This window comes from Aeromicrobium sp. P2_G6 (genome assembly GCF_056403535.1).
In genome coordinates, this window is record NZ_JBFUFH010000010.1 from 1 (window position 1) to 20,710 (window position 20,710).

Annotated in this window: 28 protein-coding genes; 27 read left to right on the forward strand and 1 reads right to left on the reverse strand. The window is 62.6% G+C overall.

What is annotated here, in order from left to right; translation table 11 throughout:
• The 21 genes from AC1DVU_RS22005 to AC1DVU_RS22105 all read left to right on the forward strand — a co-directional run.
• The coding region (locus AC1DVU_RS22005) for a hypothetical protein (RefSeq protein ID WP_476924604.1) at positions 1-831 on the forward strand (831 nt) is incomplete at its 5' end.
• 208 nt (positions 832-1,039) lie between these two features.
• Complete coding sequence (locus tag AC1DVU_RS22010) at positions 1,040-1,600, forward strand: hypothetical protein (RefSeq protein ID WP_476924605.1); 561 nt, start codon at positions 1,040-1,042, stop codon at positions 1,598-1,600.
• 121 nt (positions 1,601-1,721) lie between these two features.
• The gene (locus AC1DVU_RS22015; RefSeq protein ID WP_476924606.1) at positions 1,722-2,081 is read left to right on the forward strand and encodes a hypothetical protein; all 360 of its coding nucleotides are present in this window, start codon (positions 1,722-1,724) and stop codon (positions 2,079-2,081) included.
• Positions 2,078-2,401, forward strand: coding sequence for a hypothetical protein (locus AC1DVU_RS22020; protein ID WP_476924607.1), 324 nt, complete (start codon positions 2,078-2,080; stop codon positions 2,399-2,401). Before AC1DVU_RS22015 ends, AC1DVU_RS22020 begins: the two co-directional genes overlap by 4 nt.
• A 277-nt stretch (positions 2,402-2,678) precedes the next feature.
• Entirely contained in the window at positions 2,679-2,858 is a 180-nt protein-coding gene (locus tag AC1DVU_RS22025) for a hypothetical protein (protein WP_476924608.1), read from the forward strand.
• A complete protein-coding gene (locus tag AC1DVU_RS22030) occupies positions 2,855-2,980 on the forward strand; it encodes a hypothetical protein (protein ID WP_476924609.1) in 126 nt (41 codons plus the stop codon). The genes AC1DVU_RS22025 and AC1DVU_RS22030 overlap by 4 nt, the downstream gene beginning before the upstream one ends.
• Before the next feature lie 128 nt (positions 2,981-3,108).
• Positions 3,109-3,786, forward strand: a complete 678-nt coding sequence (locus tag AC1DVU_RS22035) for a hypothetical protein (protein ID WP_476924610.1) — start codon at positions 3,109-3,111, stop codon at positions 3,784-3,786.
• A gap of 198 nt (positions 3,787-3,984) precedes the next feature.
• Positions 3,985-4,206 carry a hypothetical protein gene (locus AC1DVU_RS22040; RefSeq protein ID WP_476924611.1) on the forward strand — a complete coding sequence of 74 codons (222 nt, stop codon included), beginning with the start codon at positions 3,985-3,987 and terminating at the stop codon, positions 4,204-4,206.
• A gap of 451 nt (positions 4,207-4,657) precedes the next feature.
• Positions 4,658-5,866, forward strand: coding sequence for a hypothetical protein (locus AC1DVU_RS22045; protein ID WP_476924612.1), 1,209 nt, complete (start codon positions 4,658-4,660; stop codon positions 5,864-5,866).
• 118 nt (positions 5,867-5,984) lie between these two features.
• Entirely contained in the window at positions 5,985-6,209 is a 225-nt protein-coding gene (locus tag AC1DVU_RS22050; RefSeq protein WP_476924613.1) for a hypothetical protein, read from the forward strand.
• Between the two features lie 858 nt (positions 6,210-7,067).
• Entirely contained in the window at positions 7,068-7,535 is a 468-nt protein-coding gene (locus AC1DVU_RS22055) for a phage terminase small subunit (protein WP_476924614.1), read from the forward strand.
• Entirely contained in the window at positions 7,519-9,174 is a 1,656-nt protein-coding gene (locus AC1DVU_RS22060; protein ID WP_476924615.1) for a hypothetical protein, read from the forward strand. Before AC1DVU_RS22055 ends, AC1DVU_RS22060 begins: the two co-directional genes overlap by 17 nt.
• 15 nt (positions 9,175-9,189) lie before the next feature.
• The gene (locus tag AC1DVU_RS22065; RefSeq protein ID WP_476924616.1) at positions 9,190-10,638 is read left to right on the forward strand and encodes a phage portal protein; all 1,449 of its coding nucleotides are present in this window, start codon (positions 9,190-9,192) and stop codon (positions 10,636-10,638) included.
• Positions 10,619-11,413 (forward strand): hypothetical protein, encoded by a 795-nt coding sequence (locus AC1DVU_RS22070; RefSeq protein ID WP_476924617.1) that lies wholly within the window; start codon positions 10,619-10,621, stop codon positions 11,411-11,413. Before AC1DVU_RS22065 ends, AC1DVU_RS22070 begins: the two co-directional genes overlap by 20 nt.
• Positions 11,414-11,472: 59 nt before the next feature.
• Complete coding sequence (locus tag AC1DVU_RS22075) at positions 11,473-12,123, forward strand: hypothetical protein (protein ID WP_476924618.1); 651 nt, start codon at positions 11,473-11,475, stop codon at positions 12,121-12,123.
• Positions 12,124-12,151: 28 nt separating this feature from the next.
• On the forward strand, positions 12,152-13,000 hold the full coding sequence (locus tag AC1DVU_RS22080; RefSeq protein WP_476924619.1) for a phage major capsid protein: 849 nt from the start codon (positions 12,152-12,154) through the stop codon (positions 12,998-13,000).
• Between the two features lie 69 nt (positions 13,001-13,069).
• Positions 13,070-13,435, forward strand: a complete 366-nt coding sequence (locus AC1DVU_RS22085) for a hypothetical protein (protein ID WP_476924620.1) — start codon at positions 13,070-13,072, stop codon at positions 13,433-13,435.
• A 30-nt stretch (positions 13,436-13,465) separates the two neighbouring features.
• Positions 13,466-14,047, forward strand: coding sequence for a hypothetical protein (locus AC1DVU_RS22090; RefSeq protein ID WP_476924621.1), 582 nt, complete (start codon positions 13,466-13,468; stop codon positions 14,045-14,047).
• Complete coding sequence (locus AC1DVU_RS22095) at positions 14,044-14,472, forward strand: DUF6093 family protein (protein ID WP_476924622.1); 429 nt, start codon at positions 14,044-14,046, stop codon at positions 14,470-14,472. The genes AC1DVU_RS22090 and AC1DVU_RS22095 overlap by 4 nt, the downstream gene beginning before the upstream one ends.
• Positions 14,473-14,510: 38 nt before the next feature.
• A complete protein-coding gene (locus tag AC1DVU_RS22100; RefSeq protein ID WP_476924623.1) occupies positions 14,511-14,858 on the forward strand; it encodes a hypothetical protein in 348 nt (115 codons plus the stop codon).
• Positions 14,855-15,241: a hypothetical protein gene (locus tag AC1DVU_RS22105; RefSeq protein ID WP_476924624.1), complete on the forward strand. Its 387-nt coding sequence runs from the start codon at positions 14,855-14,857 to the stop codon at positions 15,239-15,241. The genes AC1DVU_RS22100 and AC1DVU_RS22105 overlap by 4 nt, the downstream gene beginning before the upstream one ends.
• Here AC1DVU_RS22105 and AC1DVU_RS22110 read toward each other — a convergent pair.
• The gene (locus tag AC1DVU_RS22110) at positions 15,238-15,621 is read right to left on the reverse strand and encodes a hypothetical protein (RefSeq protein ID WP_476924625.1); all 384 of its coding nucleotides are present in this window, start codon (positions 15,619-15,621) and stop codon (positions 15,238-15,240) included. The two genes, AC1DVU_RS22105 and AC1DVU_RS22110, sit on opposite strands and share 4 nt — an antisense overlap.
• Positions 15,622-15,650: 29 nt before the next feature.
• Between AC1DVU_RS22110 and AC1DVU_RS22115 the strand changes: the two genes are divergently transcribed.
• The 6 genes from AC1DVU_RS22115 to AC1DVU_RS22140 all read left to right on the forward strand — a co-directional run.
• Positions 15,651-15,809, forward strand: a complete 159-nt coding sequence (locus AC1DVU_RS22115; protein WP_476924626.1) for a hypothetical protein — start codon at positions 15,651-15,653, stop codon at positions 15,807-15,809.
• Between the two features lie 2 nt (positions 15,810-15,811).
• Positions 15,812-16,342: a phage tail tube protein gene (locus AC1DVU_RS22120; RefSeq protein ID WP_476924627.1), complete on the forward strand. Its 531-nt coding sequence runs from the start codon at positions 15,812-15,814 to the stop codon at positions 16,340-16,342.
• Between the two features lie 91 nt (positions 16,343-16,433).
• Positions 16,434-17,012 (forward strand): hypothetical protein, encoded by a 579-nt coding sequence (locus AC1DVU_RS22125; RefSeq protein ID WP_476924628.1) that lies wholly within the window; start codon positions 16,434-16,436, stop codon positions 17,010-17,012.
• 74 nt (positions 17,013-17,086) lie between these two features.
• Complete coding sequence (locus AC1DVU_RS22130) at positions 17,087-17,422, forward strand: hypothetical protein (protein ID WP_476924629.1); 336 nt, start codon at positions 17,087-17,089, stop codon at positions 17,420-17,422.
• A 3-nt stretch (positions 17,423-17,425) separates the two neighbouring features.
• Positions 17,426-19,948 (forward strand): hypothetical protein, encoded by a 2,523-nt coding sequence (locus AC1DVU_RS22135; RefSeq protein ID WP_476924630.1) that lies wholly within the window; start codon positions 17,426-17,428, stop codon positions 19,946-19,948.
• Position 19,949: 1 nt separating this feature from the next.
• On the forward strand, positions 19,950-20,710 hold a 761-nt coding region (locus tag AC1DVU_RS22140; protein ID WP_476924631.1), incomplete at its 3' end, for a hypothetical protein.

A 20,710-nucleotide genomic window follows, 5' to 3' on the forward strand; every position in this document is an offset into this window, starting at 1 on the left:
ATCCGATCCATTCGCATCCGATCCATTCGCCCCGAGTTCTGGAGCTCAGAAGACGTCGCACAGATGGACTGGCACACCCGCCTCGTCTACATCGGCCTCTGGTCTTACGTCGATGACAACGGGGTCGGCAGAGATGTCGAGCGCCTCATCACCGCCGCGCTCTTCCCCCTCGATGAAGACCTCAGTGAGTGCTCACTGAGGGTTCACGGAGCCCTCAAGCACCTAAAAACGGGTGGTCAGATCACTCGGTACAAGGCCGACCGGAAGCCCTACCTGCATGTCACGGCGTGGGAGACGCATCAGCGCATCAACAGACCGTCCGCCGACCGCTACCCCCTCCCCACCAGCGGAAACGCCAAGCCCGCACGTGCATTCAGTGAGCCCTCAGTGAGCACTCACGACACCCTCAGTGCTGGAGAAGGGGAGAAGGGGAGAAGGGGAGAAGGGGAGAAGGGGAAAGAACTTGCGCGAGTCGACCCGGTTCTGTTCGACGAGTTCTGGAACGCCTATGGCAAGAAGGTCGGTCGTGGCAAGGCGGAGGCGGCATTCGCCAAAGCCCTGAAGGCTGCTACCGGCCTCGACCTGATCCGCGCCGCAGCCGAGCACGCCGAGTGGCACGCGCGCGCAGGAACCGAGTCTCGATTCATCCCACACGCAACGACGTGGCTCAACGAGAAGCGCTGGATGGACGAGAGACCAGAGCCGACATCACCCCGTGGCACCAACAAGGCTGCCGACCGCATGCAAACGAACCTCTCCGTTGTCGAAGAGCTCAGACGACGAGAAGCGCAACAGGCAGACCCAACCCGGCTAGCGATAGGCGACAAGTGATGAACGCAATCGAAGGTTTCACGCCCGAGCAGTTGCGGCGGATGGCAGACGACATCGAATCGTTCAACCGCAACGAGTGCACGGGACTGTCCGCCGCGTGGTGCCCGGTTCATGGCGATTGCGCTTGCCCGGAACGAGAGAACGCTCTCGACGACTGGAACTGCCCACTCCACAGCCCGACGAGCGCACATGCACCCGAGGCAACCTCATGAACGCCTCGGACGTGGCAGCAGTCCTCACTGTGGCATCGGGCATCGACAACCGCACCATCACCACCGACGTCGCAACCATCTGGGGCCAAGCGCTACTGGCCGACATGTCACCGAGGGAAGCGATCGACGGGGTGATCGCGCACTACGCAGAGTCGGCCGAGTTCGTGAAGCCTGCGCACATCAACGCGCTGGTTCGTCAGAAGCGTCGGACGATGGCGCGCGATGTTCCGCCTGTTATTCCGCCGCGCGATCTGGCTGATGAACCGGCGAAGGAGATTCGTTGGAGCCGCTGCTGGGAGGACGCCTACATCACGGGCCACACCGAAGACGTGGCGAGGCTGATCGCCAATCGTGAGTTCGGGATCACCGAGGACGAACCGCCACTCGCGATCGAGGCGCACGTCAGCTCGTTGCGTGAATCGCTCGACAGGACGGCGCGCGAGATGGCCGACAAGGAACGCATGGCACAGATCCAGGCCGAGGTTGATCGGCAGGCAAAGGCGAAGAAGCGCGCCGAACGTGAAGCACAAATCAAGTCCGAGGAGAAAAGCGCATGACCACGTTGGCCGACCTGTGTACGTGTCCGACTGAGGGTGAGTGGCGTATCCACATCCCGAACTGTGGTGATCGTGCCTGGACCGAAATCCACGAACCCAACCCGACCAAGGAGACATCCGCATGACCGTCATCCACTGGTATCGGCCTCAGGGCGTCGATGACCGCCACGCGACGAAGGTGTCGATCTACGAGGAAGGCACCGTCTCGGAAATCGAACGTCGGTTGATCCTGACGAACCGTAGCCAAGGCCACCGGGTAACCGAGCGTGGTGGCAACTTCACTGGCCCTGACGGTGGCGCCATTGCGCTGTTCTTCGACCTCGACGTGACGCTCGAATCGGGCTACTCGATGACCTGGGAACACGCCGTATGCGAACCGTCTGAGCCGTGGATTCGCTCAACCACCGGCACCCCCGAGGCGGCTCGCGAACCACGCGACACCGCACCTGCAAGTCACGTCGAGAAGGAGAAGGCCGAATGAGTGCATTTCGAGCAAGGGCCGAGTTTGATCCGCGGGGGTTCGGCGTCAAGATAGCGGTTGCCCAAGCCGTTAACGAGAGCGAGCATCGAGTCCTCATCTGGGGCGATCCGGTCGTCCGCACCGTGGACAGGGGTGTCGTCCTTGACGAGGACGCATTCCTGCACCTTGACGAGGACGCAGCACGGGCCATGTACGAAGCGCTGGCCGACTACTTCGGCGGCACGGGGCATGACACTCGCGCACTCCGCAAGGACTACGACGCCGAGCGTGCACGCGTCGACAAGTTCATCGCGCACATCACGACGGGAGCGTCCGCATGATTCGTCGCCGAGCTGACATCAATCTCGAGGTCACCTACGACGCCAGCCGCGGCAGGTGGGTTGTGCGGCATTTTGGTGGTGACCGCGTGTGGGCTGTTGAACGCACAAGAACACGCGCCGAATCAACCGCTGCCGTGTTGGCGTGGTTCATTGCGGTCAACTTCAACCGGCCGAAACGTGGCAGGCGTGTCGGCACATGCGAGGTACACGTACGGGAGCTGGACGGCACGTTTGGTGACCCGAGCACGTACGGCGTCGACCCCGAAACGAGCAAGGGATGAGCGCGGGAGAGACGTGGTGGCGTGATGACTCGGGCTGGTGGGATCGCATTCGTGGCAATCGGCAACGCCGCGGACTCATCGTCACCGAGGCCGAACCGGGCATCGTCCACATCACAACCGACGCGTTCGCCGACCTCTTGAAGATGGCCGGCTTCAAGCGCGAGGGCGCCAGATGAAACCTGATGACGATCTTGTGCGTGATGCCGACTGGAACATCCTCGGCAAAGATCCCGAAGAAGCCAACCAAATCCGTGACCAACTCCGCAAACCCACCAACACACCAGGAGACCGCGCATGAGTGACGCACTGTTGAGAAACTCGATCGGCTCCAACCTGTCGTCAATCCAGTCACTCTGCCGCAACCTCGAGGACGAAGCGCAACACAGGTTCGCCGACAGCGAGATGCCAGGAGGTGAGGCGCTGGTCATGCTCGGACCCGTCGCCAACCTCGAGGCATTCAACTACCTGAAGCTGTCACAAATCATGGGCCGCACCGAAGGCGACAGAGGCCTCGACGACGTCAAGGGCGACCCGGCGCCGCCTCTGCTCATCTTGGCGGACTGGGGCGACCGTGTAGCCCGCGAGAAAGGCGACAACCGCACAGAGAAGGCAACCATCGAACGCGAGATCGCGTACCTGCGTAGCGTCATCGACTGGATCGTCGGGACCAACAGCGACGGCGAACCATACTTCATCGACGCAGGCGAGCTCGACTCCCAGTTGGCCGCAGTGGTCAAACGGCTCGAGGCCGTCATGAAGGAGGGCACCAGGATCACCTACGGCGCACCCTGCCTGCACTGTGTCGGCGTCAACATGGTCCGTGTCGAGGATGCCAAGTACGGGCTTCAGGACAAGTTCATCTGCCCAACGTGCCGGCGCGACTACACCAAGGCCAGCTACGACTACGTGGTCAGCATCTCGCACCTGCACCACGCGACCGAGCTCACCGCGGTGCAGATCGAAACGCGTACAGGCATCAAGGCCAGTCGGGTACGTGTGTGGGGCGCGAGATACGAGGGGCTGAAGACCAAACGCAGCCCCGAGGGTCTATGGCTCTACAGCGTCCAAGCGGTTACGGACAAGCGCGACGAACTGGCGGCCTGAAAAGAAAAATCACGTAATGATGTCTAGACCTCTTGACAAAAGGTTCTTGACCGTGGTGAAATAATTAGACGGAACAGTTGTCTCCTCATTCACCTCCGCGAACCCCGCCTCACGCAGGCGGGGTTTTCGCATTCCCCCAACGATCCGCCCGCGTCCCCGTATGAGGTTGACGCGGCCCTCTTGTCGCGGAGGTCACACATGCCTCGTCTCCGCGTTGACAAAGACACCACCGAAACCGAGATCGTGGACGCGATCAAGAACCTGTTCGCCGCGTCCCACGTCATCGACGACGCACTAACCGCAGGCCAGCTCGGACGCGCACACCGCGAAATCCAAGAAGCCGCCCGCGACGACATCCACGAAGAAATCGAACGCCTCACCAACATCGTGCGCGTCCGACGACTCCGCATAACCGTATAACCCCCACATTCAACCCTGACCCCCAGACCCATCACTAAGAGACCTGGGCGAGCGAAGGGTTTGCACCACCGCAACGAACGCCCCGGAACGGTCCCTGTAGCCCCGCAAAGGGCCGATCAAACCGCCGGGGTTCTGCAACACCCGCTGTAACCCATCTGCACGAGGCCGACGCCTCCTGCCGAATCAAAGGTGAAGCAATGGCGATAGTCGATATCGAAGCCGCAACAGGCAAGGTCCGCAAAGGGCCACCCTGTGAGGTGTGTGAAGCGCTCTCAACTCTTCCCGAGTCTGAGTCCGCCGCACTGCGAGGCCTACTCGCAGATCCCACCGTGCGCTATTCGGCGCTCTCCGAAGCGTTGCTCAATGACCCAGACTCCAGCCTGGACATTAACGCGTTCACACTGTCGAGACACGCTCGCGGCAAGTGTGCAGCACGTGAGCGGTTGCGCTGATGAGCATCGCCGACATCCCGAAGCGCGTTGGCACCATTCAGCGCGAGCACCTGATGAACAAGGCGAAGCTTGACCTTGGCCCCGATGGTGGCGAGTTCAGCGATGCTGTGCTCGACGCCCCGATCGTTGATGGCGACTTCTCCCGCATCTTCCGCATCTTCCAACTCGACGACAACGAGTTCGAGGTTGTAGACGACACGGTGCGGATGACGACTTGGCAGCAGTCGAAGGCTCTCGAAGACGGTTCCCGCGACATCGTGCAGTTGTATTCGTACGGCGCCCGCTTCAAGCGCAAGCCCAAGGCTCGCCTGTCTGACGACGAGATCGCAGAACGCCGCAAGGCTGTGGCCAAGTGGAAGCTCCCGAAAGTGGAGCGTACGGCCGCCCGAAACGGTAGCGTAGCGGCGGTTATCAACCTCGCTGACATCCAGGGCGGCAAGTCCGAGGGTGGCGGCGTAGCGGCAACACAACAGCGGCTCCTTGATGGCCTCGAGAACGTGCAGCGCTGGCTCGACCGGATGCGCACCGAGTACAACATCACCGAAGTCGTCATCGCCAACAACGGCGACCCGATGGAGAACTGCGCCGGCAACTACGCCGCACAGTTGTTCACCGTCGAGCTCAACCACCGTGGACAAATGAACTTCGTCCTCGACATGTGGACGCTCTACGCCAAGCAACTGTTCCCCCAGTTCGACAAAGCCCAGTTCGTCAGCGTCCTTTGCAATCATGGTGAGTTCGGGCGCATGGGTGGCGGCAAGTCGCAGACCAGCGACAGTGACAACGCTGGCGGGTTCCTCGCCGAGTCATTGCAGCGGGTCCTCGCTGAACGGCCCGAGTTCGCTCACGTCGAATGGACCATCCCACACGACGACATGAACGTCTACCCCACCGTTGCCGGTGTGCCAATGGCGTTCAACCACGGCCACAAGATCCCAGGCTCAGACGCCAACGGGTTCGAGAAATGGCTCAACGGTCAAGTCCGCGGTGATGCCAACGCTCACGCCGCACGCATCTGGCAGACCGCACACCGTCACCACTTCGCCGCATGGGACATGGGCTCTTGCTCAGTGTTCCAGGCGCCCAGCCTTGACGGCGGGTCGAAGTGGCTGAAGGACATGAACGGACGCTACTCACGCAGCGGCATCCTCACCTACCTTGTCGGCGACCACTCGCCGCTCGGCTGGTCCGACATGGCGTTCCTGTGAACCGGCCTCCGATGTGTGGTTGGGCAGAGCGCTGCGAGTCATGCGCCAGCCAGGCCAAGCAGTGCTACTGCGTCTGCAACTGCGGGCGACCACTCCCTACGTGTGAAGCCGAAGCGTCATGAGTGACGAGATGGACCTACTCCGTGACGCCATCGCCCAAGTAGCAGACGACGGCTCATTCGTCGCACACTACGTCGTCACCGCCGAAGTCATCGACAACCAAGGCGAACACGCAGTCCACACATTCACCGACTGCGACCTCATGTACCAAGTCCTAGGCCTACTCGAACACGGCAAGGAAGTAGCTAAGGCTACCTTCCACGGCTGGGACGAGGACGAGTGATGTCGACCTACGACAACGACGACACGCATACCGCGCACCCTGAGTGGAAGCCCGAGCCGCGTGGATGGTGTACCTCATGCACGGTGCCGCTGCTGTCATGTGGCTGCCCAATAGCCGAAGCCGAACTCGACAGGCTACGTGCACAACACCTCGACTCGATGGGAACCGAATGACCACACTCATCACAGTCCTACTCGTACTCGCTGCCATCTCATTCGGTGCAGCAGCCATCAACGTTGCGTCACGCGTGAACCTTGTTGCCCTCGGCCTACTCGCCTACGTACTCACCCTGCTCATACCCAGGCTGTAGCACGTGGCGCTACGTGTATGCGTAGGACCAGGACGAGGGACACGCTGCCCAACAGCCGAGCTCATACCCAAGGGCACAAGCAGATGCAGTACGTGTGCCGGCACAGCGGACAAGCGCAGAGGCACAGCATCAGAGCGTGGCTACACAGGCAAGGGACACACCAGCTTCAGGTACCAGGTACTAGCCAAGCACCCCATCTGTGTGCTGTGTCGCAAGGCCAAGGCCACCGTTGCTGACCACTACCCACACAGTAGGCGTGACCTAGTGCGCATGGGTGCCAACCCCAACGATCCCATGCATGGTCGCGGACTGTGCCACGACTGCCACTCCACCGAGACCGCCCAACACCAACCAGGCGGTTGGAATATCTCATAAATGAGATACGGGGGTGGGGGGGGACCCCGATCCGGCAGGAACGCAGGACCGCCGGGGAGGGCTCGTGTTGGTCCGTCAGGTTCAAAGTGGCCCCCGATATCTCACCACACGCATAACGCGGCGCGCAATGTGCTGCGACCCAGACATGGCGCAACGCCGTTGAAGGAGTTCTCATGGCATCAGGTGGCGCTCGTTCTAGGTCTGGTCCCGCACCAGATCCGTCTGCTCTGCGTCGTGCTCGCAAGGATGATGCGCAGTGGACGACGTTGCCGCTCGAGGGTCGCGATGGGGATGCGCCCGAGTGGCCGTTGACTGATGCGACTGATCGTGAGCTTGTGCTTTGGGAGCGTTGGTGGCGTAAGCCTGAGGCGTTGATCTGGGAGTCGGATGGTTCGACGGATTACGTCGCGCTGACTGTTCGGATGTTCGCTGAGGCTGAGGTCACGAAGGCGTCTGCGGAGAATCGTAAGACGGTTCGGATGATGATGGCCGACTTGTATTTGACTCGTGATGCGAAGGATCGTGCGCGCATCCGTATTGCCGAGGATGAGACTGCGGCGAAGCGTGACGAGAAGTCGCAACACGGGCCTCGTTCGTCTGCCCGTGATCGGATCTCGATCGTCCGTGGCGACGGAGCCTGACGAGTTCGTTGTCGACTTCCCGACGCTTTGGGTTGCGATCGACTGGACTGAGCGTCACTGCATCGTTCCCGACCGGGACGAGAAGGGTCAGCCGTTCATTCATTACGGCTGGCAGCTTTGGTGTGTCGCGAACTGGTATCGGCTCAAGACTGCTGCGACTGTTGGTCAGCTTGCTACGGCGTTCTTCTATCGTCGTGCGCAGATCGTTGGTCCGCAGAAGATCGGCAAGGGTCCGCTCGCTGCATCGTTGACTGCGGCCCAGGCTCGTGGTCCGGTGCTGTTTGACGGCTGGGCCAAGGGTGGCGAGGTGTACTCGTGTTCCGATCGCGGTTGCGGCTGTGGCTGGGAATACGAGTACGAGGCCGGCGAGCCGATGGGTCGTCCGTGGGCTACTCCCCTGATTCAGTTGACGGGCACATCGGACGAGGCCATTGAGGCGAACGTCTACGGCCACTTGAAGCCGATGCTTCGGTACGGCCCACTGTCCCCGCAGGTCACGGTCGGCGAGGAGTTCACGCGCCTGCCGAATGACGGCAAGATTGAGACGGTTACCTCGAGCGCGATGTCGCGGCTCGGTAACCCGATCGTGTTCGCGCTGCACGACGAGACGCAGCTCTACACGGATTCCAACAAACTCCGCAAGGTCGCCGAGACTCAACGTCGTGGCGCCGCGGGTATGGGTGGCCGTTCGATCGAGCTCACGAACACGTGGGACCCGGCCGAGGATTCGGTTGCCCAGCGCACCCAGGCTTCCGAGCGCCCTGACATCTTCCGCTTCTGGCGCAACCCGAACACGGAGCCGACGCTGCGTCACGCGGACGGGACGCTCTACAAGTTCACGGTTGCTCGTGAGCGTCGCAAGATTCTCCAGTACGTCTACGCCGGCACCGCGCACGTTGACCTTGATGGTATTGAGGCCGAGGCGCTTGAGCTGATGGAGAAAGACCCCGGTCAGGCGGAACGGTTCTACGGGAACCGTGTTGTCGCTGGTCATGGCGCTTGGATCAATGGTGAGAAGTGGGACGACCGAGCGGCTGATCCGAAGCGGGATCTTCCGCCGAAGGGGACGCAGGTTGTTCTCGGTTTCGACGGCTCGGACATTGATGACTGGTCTGGCATTCGTGCGGAGACGCAGGATGGTTACCAGTTCACTCCGGTCACCCCTGCGGGTCTGACTGTGTGGAACCCGGCCGAGTATGAGGGTCAGGTTCCACGCCTCGCAGTCGGCGAAGCGGTCGATTGGCTGTTCTCGCACTACGACGTGATCCGAATGTACTGCGATCCGCCGTATTGGGAGACCGAGGTCGACCAGTGGGCGGCGAAACATGGCGAGAAGCGGGTTATCCGCTGGGCGACTTACCGGCCTACGCAGATGCACGCCGCGTCTGAGCGTCTTTTGACCGATGTCAACAAGGTTGATTCGGGTTTCACCCATGACGGGTGCGAGCACACTGCGACGCACGTCAAGAACGCACGTACGAAGATGCGCCCGAATGCGCGTCAATACACGCTCACGAAACCGGGCGAGGCTGGCCGAAAGATCGACTTGGCCGTCTGTTCGGTGATTTGTCACGAAGCCGCGGGCGACACGACCGCCGCGAAGCTCTGGCGCCGCCAGTACCGGTCGTATTCCGAATAGCCCGAAGGGAGCAGGATGACTACTCCCGAGCAGGCTCTTTCCATCCTCGAGAAGCTGTCCGAAGAGTTGCGTAAGCGGCAGGACGACATCCAGACGTTCGAGGCGGCGTATCGGGGCGAGTTCAGGCTCAAGTTCGCGTCGGACGACTTCAGTGACTATTTCGCGAAGCAGTACGCGGGATTTTCGGACAACTGGACGCAGGTTGTCGCCGACGCCCCCCATGAGCGCCTTGAGGTCACGGGCATCCGGCTCGAGGGCGAGGATAAGGGCGACAAGGAATCGTGGGACCGCTGGATTGAGAACGAAGCGGACTACTACTCGGACCTTGCGTGGCTGAACGCCATCGTCGCCAAGCGCACCTTCTCCCTTGTGTGGGGCGATAAGGACGACAAGGCAACACTGTCGTGGGAGCACCCGTCACAGGCGATCGTCGGGTATAGCCAGAGCACGCGGAAGCGTGTTGCGGGCGCGAAGATTTGGTGTGACGACGATCGCGAGTACGCGACCCTGTATCTGGATGATGCGGTGTGGAAGTGGCAGCGAACGCGCACCGAGCGTGCATCCGGGCTGATTCTGCCGGCTTCGTTCGCTGGTGGCGGATGGGTTCCACGGCAGGCCGCCGAAGACAACACCTGGCCGTTGACGAATCCGCTTGGCGTCGTACCCCTAGTGGAGCACGAGAACAAGCCGCAGTTGCTTGGCGAGCCGATCAGCGACATTGCCGGCACGTTGTCGATGCAGCACGCGATCAACCTGATTTGGGCGCAACTATTCACGGGTCTTGACAGCCTCACGCTGCCGGGTCGCGTGGTCACGGGCGCTGAGCGTCCGACGATCCCGGTTCTGAACTCTGACGGTCAGGAAGTTGGCCGCAAGCAGGTCGAGCTCAAGAAGTTGGGCCGCGACCGGATCTACTGGCTCGAGGACCCGCAGGCGCGTATTGCCGAGTGGACCGCGGGCAACTACGAGGTGTTCACGAAGGTGATCGACCAGGCGGTCGGTCACATTTCGTCGCAGTCTCGCACCCCGGCTACGTATTTCATGGGCGGCGGTTCGACGATCGCGAATGTCGGCGACAACTCCATGCTCCCCCTTGAGACCGGTCTTGTGATGCGGACCAAGGAGAAGCAGAAGTCGTACGGTCGCGGCGTTCGTGAGGACTTCCGCCTCATGGCTCTCGTTGAGGGCAATACCGAGAAGGCTGCTGCGATTGCGCGCGGCACTGTCGAGTGGGAGCAGGTTAGTACCCGCTCGGAGGCCGAGAAGGCCGATGCCCTGTCGAAGAAGAAGTCGATGGGTTACCCGATGCGCTTCTTGCTCGAGCAGGACGGTCTGCCGAGTCACGAGATTGACCGCGTGATGGACATGATCCGCGACGAAGCGTCCGACCCGCTCCTTGAGGCCGCACTTCGCGAGGTAGTGAAGCCGACGCAGGCCAAGACCGATGCTGTCGGCGGCGAATAACCAATACGACCGACAAGGCCGCCTTATCGCGGTTGGTGTCGCGGCAGCCACACGCGCATGGAAGCTCGATCGAGTCGACCTGCTTGCCCCGACACTCGCCACGCTCCAGGTCAAGGCCGCGCAGGAGTCAGAGCGGGCCGTCAATGCGATGGTCGCCGAACAGGGTCTAGTTGCTCCGACAGTCGGCGCGCTTGGCTTGCGCGCGTTCTCCGAGACGGTTGACGGCCTCCCGCTCGGTTCGTTGCTCGAGCAGGCTGACACCCTGAGCGCCTTGCTCGCGATGACGGTCACCCAGATCGCCGACACGGGCCGTGTTGCGAGCGGTGTCGCCACGGTGGCGCGGCCGAAGCTGGACGGGTTCATTCGCCACGTAGGCGCCACGTGCTGTAAGCGTTGTGCGCTCCTGGCTGGTCGGTTCTACCGGTATGACACGGGCTGGGTTCGTCACATCAACTGCCGCTGCACGATGGTTCCGACCACGACGGGCGGCTACGGCGACATCATTGAGACGCCGGATGATCTGTTCCGTGAGGGCCGGATTCACGACCTGTCGCGCGCCGAAAGGGCTGCGCTCGAAGACGGCGCGGATTTCTCGCGGCTCATCAATGCGAGCCGCGGCGGGATGTCGATCATCGGCGGCAAGACTCGCACGACGACCGAACTGGCTCGCAAGGGTCGCGGTCGTGCCCGGTTGACGCCCTGCGCCATCTACCGACTCGCGTCGACACGAGATGAAGCGATCCGGCTCCTCGTCGACAACGGCTACATCGTCTAGCCCCACAGTTTCCGACCGCGCAAGGCGGACGGGTTCCCCCGCAATGGAGGCGCACCACCATGACCGACCCCACCCCTACGCCGACCCCGGACGCACCGCCCGTTGATCCGGCACCCACCGATCCAGCCCCGAGCGATCCGCCCCCCGTAGATCCGCCCGCCGATCCCGATGGCTCTGATGCCCTCGGAGACGCTGGCAAGAAGGCCCTCGATGCCATGAAGGCGAAGTGGAAGGCTGCCGAGACCAAGGCCCAAGAGGCGGCATCCCGCGCGGACGCCGCCGAGGCCAAGGCGCAGGGCACCGAGGCCGAGCACGCCCAGCAGCTCGAGGCGAAGCGCATCCAAGACGAGGCGCTGTCCAAGGCGAACGAGCGCATCCTCAAGGCCGAGGTTCGCGCCAACGCCGCAAGCAAGTTGGCCGATCCGGCCGACGCTCTGCGGTTCATTGATCTTTCCGAGTTCGAGGTCGGCTCGGACGGCGAAGTTGATTCGTCGGCAATCGCACAGGCGATTGATGACCTGATCACAAGCAAGCCCTACCTCGCGGCGCAAAGCGGTGGACGGTTCCAGGGCGATGCGGACGGTGGTGCTCGCAAAGACGCCACAAAGGTCGCACAACTAACCCGCGCCGAACTGGCGTCCATGACGCCCGAAGCGATTGATCAGGCCCGTCTCGACGGTCGCCTGAACACGCTGCTCGGCATCACCTAACCACCCAACCCGAAAGAGGTAAGCCATCATGGCTATCACCAACTTCATCCCCGAGATTTGGAGCGCTCAGCTCCTTTCCTCGCTCAAGAAGTCGCTCGTGTTCGCCGGTCCCCAGACCGTGAACCGCAACTACGAGGGCGACATCGCCCAGGCGGGCGACACGGTTCACATCACGTCCATCTCGCGTCCCACCATCGGCGACTACGTGAAGGATGTCACGACGATCTCGCCGCAGACCCTCACGGACGCTGACCGTTCGCTGCTCATCGACCAGGCGAAGTACTTCGCGTTCGAGGTCGACGACATCGACATGCGTCAGGCTAAGGATGGCGGCGCGCTGATGAACGAGGCCGCTGACGAGGCTGCCTACGGTCTGGCCGACGTTGTTGACCTGTACGTGGCCGGCCTCTACACGGGCGCCGACGCTGCGAACAAGATCAGCACCACGGCGATCACGACCGGCGCCCTCGCGGCGACCGGCCTGATCAACCTGAAGGTCAAGCTCGACAACGCGAACGTCCCGCAGCAGGGCCGTTACGTCATCGTTCCCCCGTGGTATCACGGACTGCTGCTCGACAACGCGACCTTCGTCAAGGTCAACGAGTCGGGTTCGTCCGAGGCGCTGCGCAACGGCCACGTTGGTCGCGCCTACGGGTTCGACGTGTTCCTGTCGAACAACGTCACCAACGTGACGGGCGATGACTACCTTGTCTCGGCCGGCTACACGGGCGCGATCACGTTCGCGACTCAGATCAGCAAGGTCGAGGCGTACCGTCCCGAGTCGGCGTTCTCCGACGCCCTCAAGGGTCTGAACCTCTACGGCGCGAAGCTGATCCGCCCCTCGGGCATCGCGACCCTGACGGCCTCCATCACCTGATCGGACTAGTGGGCCGGGGCGACCCTCCGGCCCACTGCCGATCACTCACACAACTTTCGAGGAGACCACATGGCAAACACTGCCGTAGCAAGCACGAGCCTCGCGCTCGGTTCGAACGCTGACGTCGCCGGTACGACCGTCGTCGCAGCGAACACGCACGTCATCACGCCGACGCAGAACTCGAGCAAGGTTCTCATTCGGCTCAAGAACACGACCGCTTCCACGAAGGCGTGGACGGTTGTTGCGGGCGACAGCAGCCCTGCACAGTCGGCCGGCCAGGGTGACCTCGTGGTTTCGCTGACCGATGGCAGCACCACGCCGCAGGTTGCGTTCCTGGTGCTCGAGTCGGCGCGGTTCATGCAGGACGACGGAACGATCCTCATCACGGTTGCTGCGGCGACCACGGGGACGATCACCGCGTTCCAGCTTCCGTAACACCCATTCATCTAGTCGAGGAGGTTCGTCATGGCTCTACCGAATTTGGCAGAACAGTCGGACCTCCTTGACCGGGGTGTCGATGTTGACGACGACGCGCTGATCGAGGCGATGCTGGCCGCGGCGTCCGCTTCGGTTCGCAACGCTGCGGGGTCGCCGATCCTTGAGAACGAGTCAACGGTTGTCCTGACGGCCTGGGGTGAGCAACTGCTTGACCTTCCCGGCCAGCCCGTTACGGCTGTCGACACCGTTGAGGTTGAGGGCGTGGCCGTGACCGACTTCAAGCTTGCGAATGGTCGCCTGTGGCGTCGTCGCGGTTGGGGTTGCGCGTCCGAGCCGTCCGATGTCGAGGTGACCCTTACGCATGGTCTCCCCGAGGTTCCGGCCGACATTGTCGACTTGGTGTGCAATCTCGCTTCGGCGGGTGCTGCTGCTGCGTCGTCTGGTGAGTCGTTTGATCCGCGTGTGTTGATGGAGCGGATCGACGATTACACGGTTCAGTTCCAGCAGGGCGCTGAGGCTGTCGCGTCGATCATGGATTTGCCGGCTGCTTCTCGTGCGCGGTTGCGTGCGAGGTTTGGTGGCGGCGCTGAGGTTGTCGAGTACCGATGAGTCGTGCGTCTGTTGTGGCTCGCGGTCGGCTGGCTGCGGAAGCCGGTATGACCGACGCGTGCATCATCACCCGCGAAGATCCCGCGGCGTCGGCTCCGGTTCCGGATGCGACAACGCTGGTGATTCCGCCCAAGGCCCGCATCGTGATCTACAGCGGCAAGTGCCAGTTCCAGACCTCCGCGCTTCTGTCCAGTAACTCGTCGTCCGAGGCTGGTGAGCGCAAGGTTGGCGTTCAGGCCACGATGGTCAAGCTGCCCTTTTCGGAGCCGACTGCGGGCGATGTCGCTTCTACGGATGTCGTCGAGGTCGTCACGTGCGTGTCGAATCCCGCGCTCGAGGGCCGTATGCCCACCATTGTCGGCAAAGAGGCTCTGAAGTCTCACGCAACGGCGCACCGATTCGTCCTGAATGAGGTTGGCGCATGAGGCTCGAATGGGACACGTCGCAGGTCAACCGTCTCGCGGTGGATCTGTCCGAGGCTCCTGGTCGCATGCAGCGCAAGGCACCGGGCGTCTTCGCTCGTGGCGCGTTTGAGATCAAGAACCGGATCAAGCGGGCTGCGTCGGGTCACGACTATCTGCCGGGACTGTCGTCGAACGTGTCGTACACGAAGTTCGCGCCGCTCGACTTCGAGATCGGTTTCGACAAGGTTGGCCAGGGCAACCTTGCAAACATCGCCGCGTTTGGTTCGATCAACAACGCGCCGGTCATGGAGTCTCCCGCAATGTTGGCCCGTCCGGAGTTGCTCGAGATCGAGCGCCATCTTGGCGATGCTGGCGAAGAGTCCGTGCTGGGTGGTGGCCGCGAATGACCGTCGACTCTGACTTCCTGGCCCTGCTCCGATCCGCTCCGAGCCTGACCGTTCACGATGGCATTGTCGATGCTGACGAGACGGAGAAGGTCATCCTTGCCTCGCTCCCGTTCGTCCAGTACTACGGCAAGCGCACAGTGCGGGCGAATCGTCGCGCGGGTGGGCGTGCTGAGCGTGGCAACTTCCTTGCGATGACCTGCGCAGGCGAGACTCGCGATCAGGCGGACCTGCTCGCTGACAAGGTCGAGGCGTGGCTCGATAACAAGCCGCTCGGCAAGCGCACAGTGTCGTTCTTCGACCGTTCTGGACCGACTCGCGAGCTGCGGTACACGCGTCCCGGTGGCGGCCCACTGTTCTACACGGCGTTGCGCTTCACCGTCTAGCCGCCGAGCGAGATGACGATGCTGTCGGCTTCCTTCTCGGTGAACGAGATCTCGCCCCGGTGGCTGACCTCAACGCCGTAGGGTCCGGCCCCACTGCGCACGTTGGGCACCTTGAAGTCGAACACGCAGAGTCCGTCACCGATGTCCTTGCCCGCCTTGAGCGATCCGACTGCCAGTTTCTTTCCGTCCGCGTCAGAGATGACGACGGACGCGCCCTCGTGGATGTCGCTGTAGCCGCCCGTGCCGCTGGAGCAGTCGTCCGACGCCGCGTCGACCGCGACGAGTCCGAGTTTCCCCGACGCGGTGAATGTCGAGTCGCCCCCGCAGCCGGCGAGCAGCAATGCACCTATGGCCGCCACTGCGATCCCCATTCGCTTCATCCCCGCACCTTAGACCCAAGGAGTCCTGCATGGACAACATCAAGTACGTGAGCGTCGAGGAATCGCGCGCAGGTTCCGAATCGGAATCCCCCAAGTCTCCGAAGCCCGCTTCGGACAAATCCGTCACCCCGACGGTCAGCACCAAACCAGTCGGCGGTTCGCCCGCCTCAAGTCCTGAGGAGGACTAGCCATGTCCGCAGTCGTTTTCCCCGAAGCGGTTTCATCGTTCGGCCGTCGCAAGGTTGTCGCGCTGACGACCGCGCCGGCATCACTCACAGCCGCGACTGTCGTTGCGGTCGAGGCGGGCGTTACTGCTGGCCTCGAGATGACGATGTTCTTGCTGAGCCCGTTCGTTCCGGGCGGTTCGCAGAACAAGGGTGTCGGTCCCCGGCGTGTGGGTGAGCGCACCCAGCTTGAGCGTCTTGGTTCCGCGACCCAGCAGTCGCCGATGTTGCAGTACATCCACGACCCGCAGGGCGCATCGTCCGATCCGGCGAACAAGCCGAAGACGGCGCTGGCGTCCGGTACTCAGATCTGGGTCATCGAGCGTCCCGGCATTGCGTCCGACACGGCGTTCGCGGCCGGTCAGAAGTATCGCCTGCACAATCTCCGGGTCGGTGAGCAGTTCACGATCGCTTCGGGCGATGGCGAGTTCGATGTCGAGATCGTGCAGCAGGAGAGCGAGTACGTCGCTGCTCCCGTCTGGGGCACCCTCGCCTGACCTGACCCCCTGAGCGCGGGCGGCGATCTTGCTCGGGTCGTCGCCCGCTTCACGTCTAACCGAGCAACCGAGCAACCGAGCAGGAGTCATCATGACCAAGATCGAACGCCGCCGCCTGAAGGTCACCCTGTACCAAGGCAACTACGAGCAGGAGTTGGCCGACCTCGCGCGGGAAGCCATCGCAGCCTCCGAGGCCGAGGCTCAACAGGGTCCACGCCGCGCCGGCCAGCAGTCGCAGGCCATGGCTCTGGCAAAGAAGCACGACGCCAAAAAGGCCCAAGCTCTGGCAACCGCGGTTGATGTGACGGTCTGGGCGATCTCGCGCAAGGAGTGGGCCGAACTCGCGGACCAGCACCCGCCACGTGATGACGACGCCGAGGACAAGCGCCGCGGTGTGAACATGAAGACGTTCCCCGGGGCGCTGCTCACCGTGTCGCTGATCGAGCCGCGCCCGGTCGCGGGCGCCATCACCGACCACGTGGCTGCGCTGTCTGCCGAGGGTGAAGCGTTCCTTGACGACCTCGACCCCTCCCGCGTGCATTACGCGAAGCTGGAGACGGCCGCGTGGAACGTGAACGTTGGGGATGATGCCCTCCCAAAATACTCACTCGTCTCGCTGCTTCAAGCGGAGAGAGAACGAGACTCCAAGGAGCCCTCCGAGCAGGAGTAAGCCCCCGCCGCTTCGACGGTGACGAGCCGAAGGAAACGCACACCTACCGCGATCGTGACGGCGAGCCGTGCGCCATGGCCGACGCCTGGTCAACAGTCGTCGAGCGCGAACCGGAGTACGACGAGTACACCCGTTCAGAGATTCTCGGCCTGATGGCGTGGGAGTCGCGTACATGCCCTGCGTGCAACAACTACCTGACGGTTGTCCCGCAGGGCGCCAACGACACACACGTCACGACCGCCGACGGCAGGACGTTCGAAGTTCAGATGCACCGATGTGTCGCGTGTGGCCTTGAGGAACTGGTGCGCCGCGAGTGGCACGAAACCCACAAGGAAGACGCGCCCAACCCGACTGGCGCTCTCGCATCTGACGGCTTGATCTTCATCGCCCGACCCAAAGAGGAGGACTGACGAATGCCCTCTGACCGGACAGTCAAAGTCAACCTCAAGGGCGACGTTAGTGACTTCAACAGGGCGATGCTTGGCGCATCCGCCACGGCCAAGGCGTTCACGAAGGAACTGGACACTGGTACCGACCGGGCCACGAATCTGACCCAGTCGATCCTTGCCATTGGCCCCGCGTTGGTGCCGCTCGGCGCTGCGGGCGTCCCGGTCTTGGCTGGCCTGACGAATCAGTTCGCGTTCGCGACATTGGGTGCGGGTACGGCGGCGTTGGCGTTCTCAGGCGTTGGCGATGCACTGAAGGCAACGAACGACTACGCGATCAAGCCGACCGCAGCGAATCTCCAAAAGATGCAGCAGTCGTTGGCCGAGCTCGGTCCTGCTGGTCGCGACTTTGTTGCGTACCTCCAAGAGTTGCGCCCCCAGTTGCAAGGTCTTCAGGATGTGGCACAAGAGGGCTTGCTGCCCGGTGCTGGCGCCGGTCTGGCTGAACTGATGACGCTTCTGCCGCAGGTTCAGCGGATCGTCGGCGAAACCGCTTCTGCTCTGGGCGACCTGTTCGCTGAGGGTGGCGCGAATCTGGCCAGCCCTAGGTGGCGCGAGTTCTTCACGTTCCTCGAGGACGAGGCCCGCCCAACGCTGATTGCGATGGGTAAGACACTCGGCAACTTCGCCGAGGGTTTCGCGCAGTTGTGGATGGCGTTCGATCCGTTATCGGATCAGTTCTCTCATTCGTTCCTTGAGATGTCCCGCGACTTCGCCAAGTGGTCCGATGGCCTCTCGCAGACGGATGGTTTCCGCGAGTTCATCGACTACATCCAAACGAACGGCCCGCGCGCTTGGGATGCGCTCGGCGCGATCGGCAACGCGTTGCTCCAGATCGTCGAGGCCGCGGCTCCAGTTGGTGCTGCCGCGCTGCCGGTCATCGAGGCTGTGGCTGACGCGATCGCTGCCATCGCTGACTCTGATCTTGGCCCGGTCATCATCGGCGTCATTTCGCTGACCTCTGCGTACTCGCGCCTGATTGCGCTGTCGTCTGCCGCGAACAGTTCCGCCATTGGTGGCATGCTCGGCAAGTCGTCTTTCGGTGGCGCGGCCAAGGCGGCGAAGGACATCCCGGCCGCCACCCGCGCCTATCTCCAGTTCGATGCCGCAGCGGCACGGGCGAGCATGACGGCTGGAGAGTTTGCGGTCGCCAACGGTCGCCTTGGTGCATCGTTCAAGGGCGCGGCGAAATTGGCCGGCGCTGGTGGCGGTCTTGCGTTCGTGATGTCCGACCTTGACGAGAAGATGGGCCTGACGAACACGGCGATGGGCGCCCTGATCGGTTCGGGCTTTGGCCCGATGGGTCTCGCGGTTGGTGCTACGGCTGGCGCGATCGTTGACCTGACCCATCAGACGGACCAAGCGGCCGAGTCTGTCAAGAGCTTCACCCAGGCGTTCGACAGTGCTGGGTCTCTGGAGCAACAGGCTTCGATCCTCGCGGATTTTAGCGAGCAGGCGGAGACCGCTAACAAGATACTCGCATCGGGCATAGACGTGGGCAGCATCCAGCAAGACGCCACGAAGATCGTAGAGGCGTACCTTGCCGCCGAGGTGCAGCACAAGGCCGACGCACGCGCTGCGGATGATCAAAAGTTTGCCGAGGTTGGACTTGGCAACGCGATGGCGTTCGCGAGCGACGAGACCCGCGCCGAAACCCTCGCGATCATGCGCAACATCGAGGCCAAGAACAGCGCGGTCGACGCGGCCGAGAATGCGTTCTCTGCGGAGACGAACTATCGGCAGGCGTTGAAGGACGCGAAGAAGCAAGCGGACACGAACAACGCGGGCATCAGGGGCAGTTCGGATGCGGCACTGAAGAACCGTGAGTCGTTGGATCGTTTGGCGCAGGGTTGGAACCGTGTGGCCGACGCGGGCAATGCGACCACCAAGGACATGAAGACGGCCAAGGCGAACTTCATCAGCGTCGCGCAGAGCATGGGCGTTAGTCGCGCCGCAGCAGCGAAGCTCGCCGCCGAGTTGTTCCACATTCCGTCACCTCACCCGAAGGTCGTTCTCGAAGGTGTCGCTGGAGCGTTGTCGCAGATCCAGCACGTCAAGGATCGGCTGCTCTCGTTGGACGGCACTACGGCTCAGACGTTCGTGCAGATCAAGGAATCGACCGGCAAGAGGGACGGCGGCCTGGTTCGCAAGTTTGCCGATGGTGGCACGCACAACGGCTACGTCTCCGGTCCCGGCGGTCCGCGCGACGATCTGATCGACGCGAAGATCTCCAATGGCGAGTACGTCGTCAACGCATTCGCGACGTCCCGCAACTTTGATCTCCTGCAAGAGATCAACTCGCAGCGTTACGCGGGTGGCGGCTTCGTCCGTCCGTCCGGCCCCGCCGCGCCCACCGCACCGCACGTCAATGTCGGTGGGGGCATGAGCAGGTCGGAATTCAAGAGCGTCCTGAAGGAAGTTCTGCCCGCACTCGACCTCCGAATCGTCGGCACTGCCGGTAACCAACGACTCAAGATCATGGGAGCCTGACATGGCGGCCGTCTTCGCGTTCGTGAGCGCGCCCACAGCATCGCCTACGACCCTCTACGACCTCGACGACGACAACCCGATGTCGGTCATCGAGGGCTTGGATATTTCGCCCCCGGATCGTCGCGTGTCGTCATTCGGTTCGTCAGCCCATGACGACGACGTACTGACACAGGAGTCGTACCCTCCACGCAACCTGAAGATCCCGCTGAAGTTCAAGCGGCTTTCGACAGCGGAGACTCAGTCAACGGCGATGCAGACCATTGCGCGCCTGTTGGACTCGCCGCAGTGGTTGAAGTGGCAGCCAGACGGCAAGACGGCTCCCGTGTTCTTCCGCACCAAGTACGGCAACATGACCGTTGCTGACGAGGTGCTGGATGGCACTCCCGAGCGCACCCTCACCCTTGACATCGTTGCGGCCCCGTTCGCATATGGCATCGAGGTCACCGGCAGCGCAACGATCACGAACGACACGTCAACGGGCACCAACCGCATGTCGTACACGATGCCGACGATCACGGGTGACGTCCTCACGCCGTTGCGGCTGAAGATCAGCTCGGCAGCAACTCCGGCGAGCATGGTTGTGGCTTCGTGTTCGCATCCGACCGCTCCCCCGACACCGTACTTTGGTGACTACACGGCGACGCTTGGTGGCGCTGCGTCAGGTTGGACGCACTCGACGGACACTGTGTCGACGTACATCGGTGGCACGGCTGGCAAGGGCGTGAAGGTCAACCCTGGCGCGGTCGAGGATCTGTTGGCGTC

Coding starts and splice junctions, on each gene's coding strand:
- AC1DVU_RS22030 (WP_476924609.1), top strand. CDS start 2,855: ATGAAACCTGATGACGATCTTGTGCGTGATGCCGACTGGAACATCCTC.
- AC1DVU_RS22075 (WP_476924618.1), top strand. CDS start 11,473: ATGACCGACCCCACCCCTACGCCGACCCCGGACGCACCGCCCGTTGAT.
- AC1DVU_RS22055 (WP_476924614.1), top strand. CDS start 7,068: ATGGCATCAGGTGGCGCTCGTTCTAGGTCTGGTCCCGCACCAGATCCG.
- AC1DVU_RS22080 (WP_476924619.1), top strand. CDS start 12,152: ATGGCTATCACCAACTTCATCCCCGAGATTTGGAGCGCTCAGCTCCTT.
- AC1DVU_RS22015 (WP_476924606.1), top strand. CDS start 1,722: ATGACCGTCATCCACTGGTATCGGCCTCAGGGCGTCGATGACCGCCAC.
- AC1DVU_RS22120 (WP_476924627.1), top strand. CDS start 15,812: ATGTCCGCAGTCGTTTTCCCCGAAGCGGTTTCATCGTTCGGCCGTCGC.
- AC1DVU_RS22085 (WP_476924620.1), top strand. CDS start 13,070: ATGGCAAACACTGCCGTAGCAAGCACGAGCCTCGCGCTCGGTTCGAAC.
- AC1DVU_RS22105 (WP_476924624.1), top strand. CDS start 14,855: ATGACCGTCGACTCTGACTTCCTGGCCCTGCTCCGATCCGCTCCGAGC.
- AC1DVU_RS22050 (WP_476924613.1), top strand. CDS start 5,985: ATGAGTGACGAGATGGACCTACTCCGTGACGCCATCGCCCAAGTAGCA.
- AC1DVU_RS22025 (WP_476924608.1), top strand. CDS start 2,679: ATGAGCGCGGGAGAGACGTGGTGGCGTGATGACTCGGGCTGGTGGGAT.
- AC1DVU_RS22110 (WP_476924625.1), bottom strand. CDS start 15,621: ATGAAGCGAATGGGGATCGCAGTGGCGGCCATAGGTGCATTGCTGCTC.
- AC1DVU_RS22125 (WP_476924628.1), top strand. CDS start 16,434: ATGACCAAGATCGAACGCCGCCGCCTGAAGGTCACCCTGTACCAAGGC.
- AC1DVU_RS22065 (WP_476924616.1), top strand. CDS start 9,190: ATGACTACTCCCGAGCAGGCTCTTTCCATCCTCGAGAAGCTGTCCGAA.
- AC1DVU_RS22115 (WP_476924626.1), top strand. CDS start 15,651: ATGGACAACATCAAGTACGTGAGCGTCGAGGAATCGCGCGCAGGTTCC.
- AC1DVU_RS22020 (WP_476924607.1), top strand. CDS start 2,078: ATGAGTGCATTTCGAGCAAGGGCCGAGTTTGATCCGCGGGGGTTCGGC.
- AC1DVU_RS22070 (WP_476924617.1), top strand. CDS start 10,619: ATGCTGTCGGCGGCGAATAACCAATACGACCGACAAGGCCGCCTTATC.
- AC1DVU_RS22035 (WP_476924610.1), top strand. CDS start 3,109: ATGCTCGGACCCGTCGCCAACCTCGAGGCATTCAACTACCTGAAGCTG.
- AC1DVU_RS22135 (WP_476924630.1), top strand. CDS start 17,426: ATGCCCTCTGACCGGACAGTCAAAGTCAACCTCAAGGGCGACGTTAGT.
- AC1DVU_RS22040 (WP_476924611.1), top strand. CDS start 3,985: ATGCCTCGTCTCCGCGTTGACAAAGACACCACCGAAACCGAGATCGTG.
- AC1DVU_RS22095 (WP_476924622.1), top strand. CDS start 14,044: ATGAGTCGTGCGTCTGTTGTGGCTCGCGGTCGGCTGGCTGCGGAAGCC.
- AC1DVU_RS22090 (WP_476924621.1), top strand. CDS start 13,466: ATGGCTCTACCGAATTTGGCAGAACAGTCGGACCTCCTTGACCGGGGT.
- AC1DVU_RS22045 (WP_476924612.1), top strand. CDS start 4,658: ATGAGCATCGCCGACATCCCGAAGCGCGTTGGCACCATTCAGCGCGAG.
- AC1DVU_RS22010 (WP_476924605.1), top strand. CDS start 1,040: ATGAACGCCTCGGACGTGGCAGCAGTCCTCACTGTGGCATCGGGCATC.
- AC1DVU_RS22130 (WP_476924629.1), top strand. CDS start 17,087: ATGGCCGACGCCTGGTCAACAGTCGTCGAGCGCGAACCGGAGTACGAC.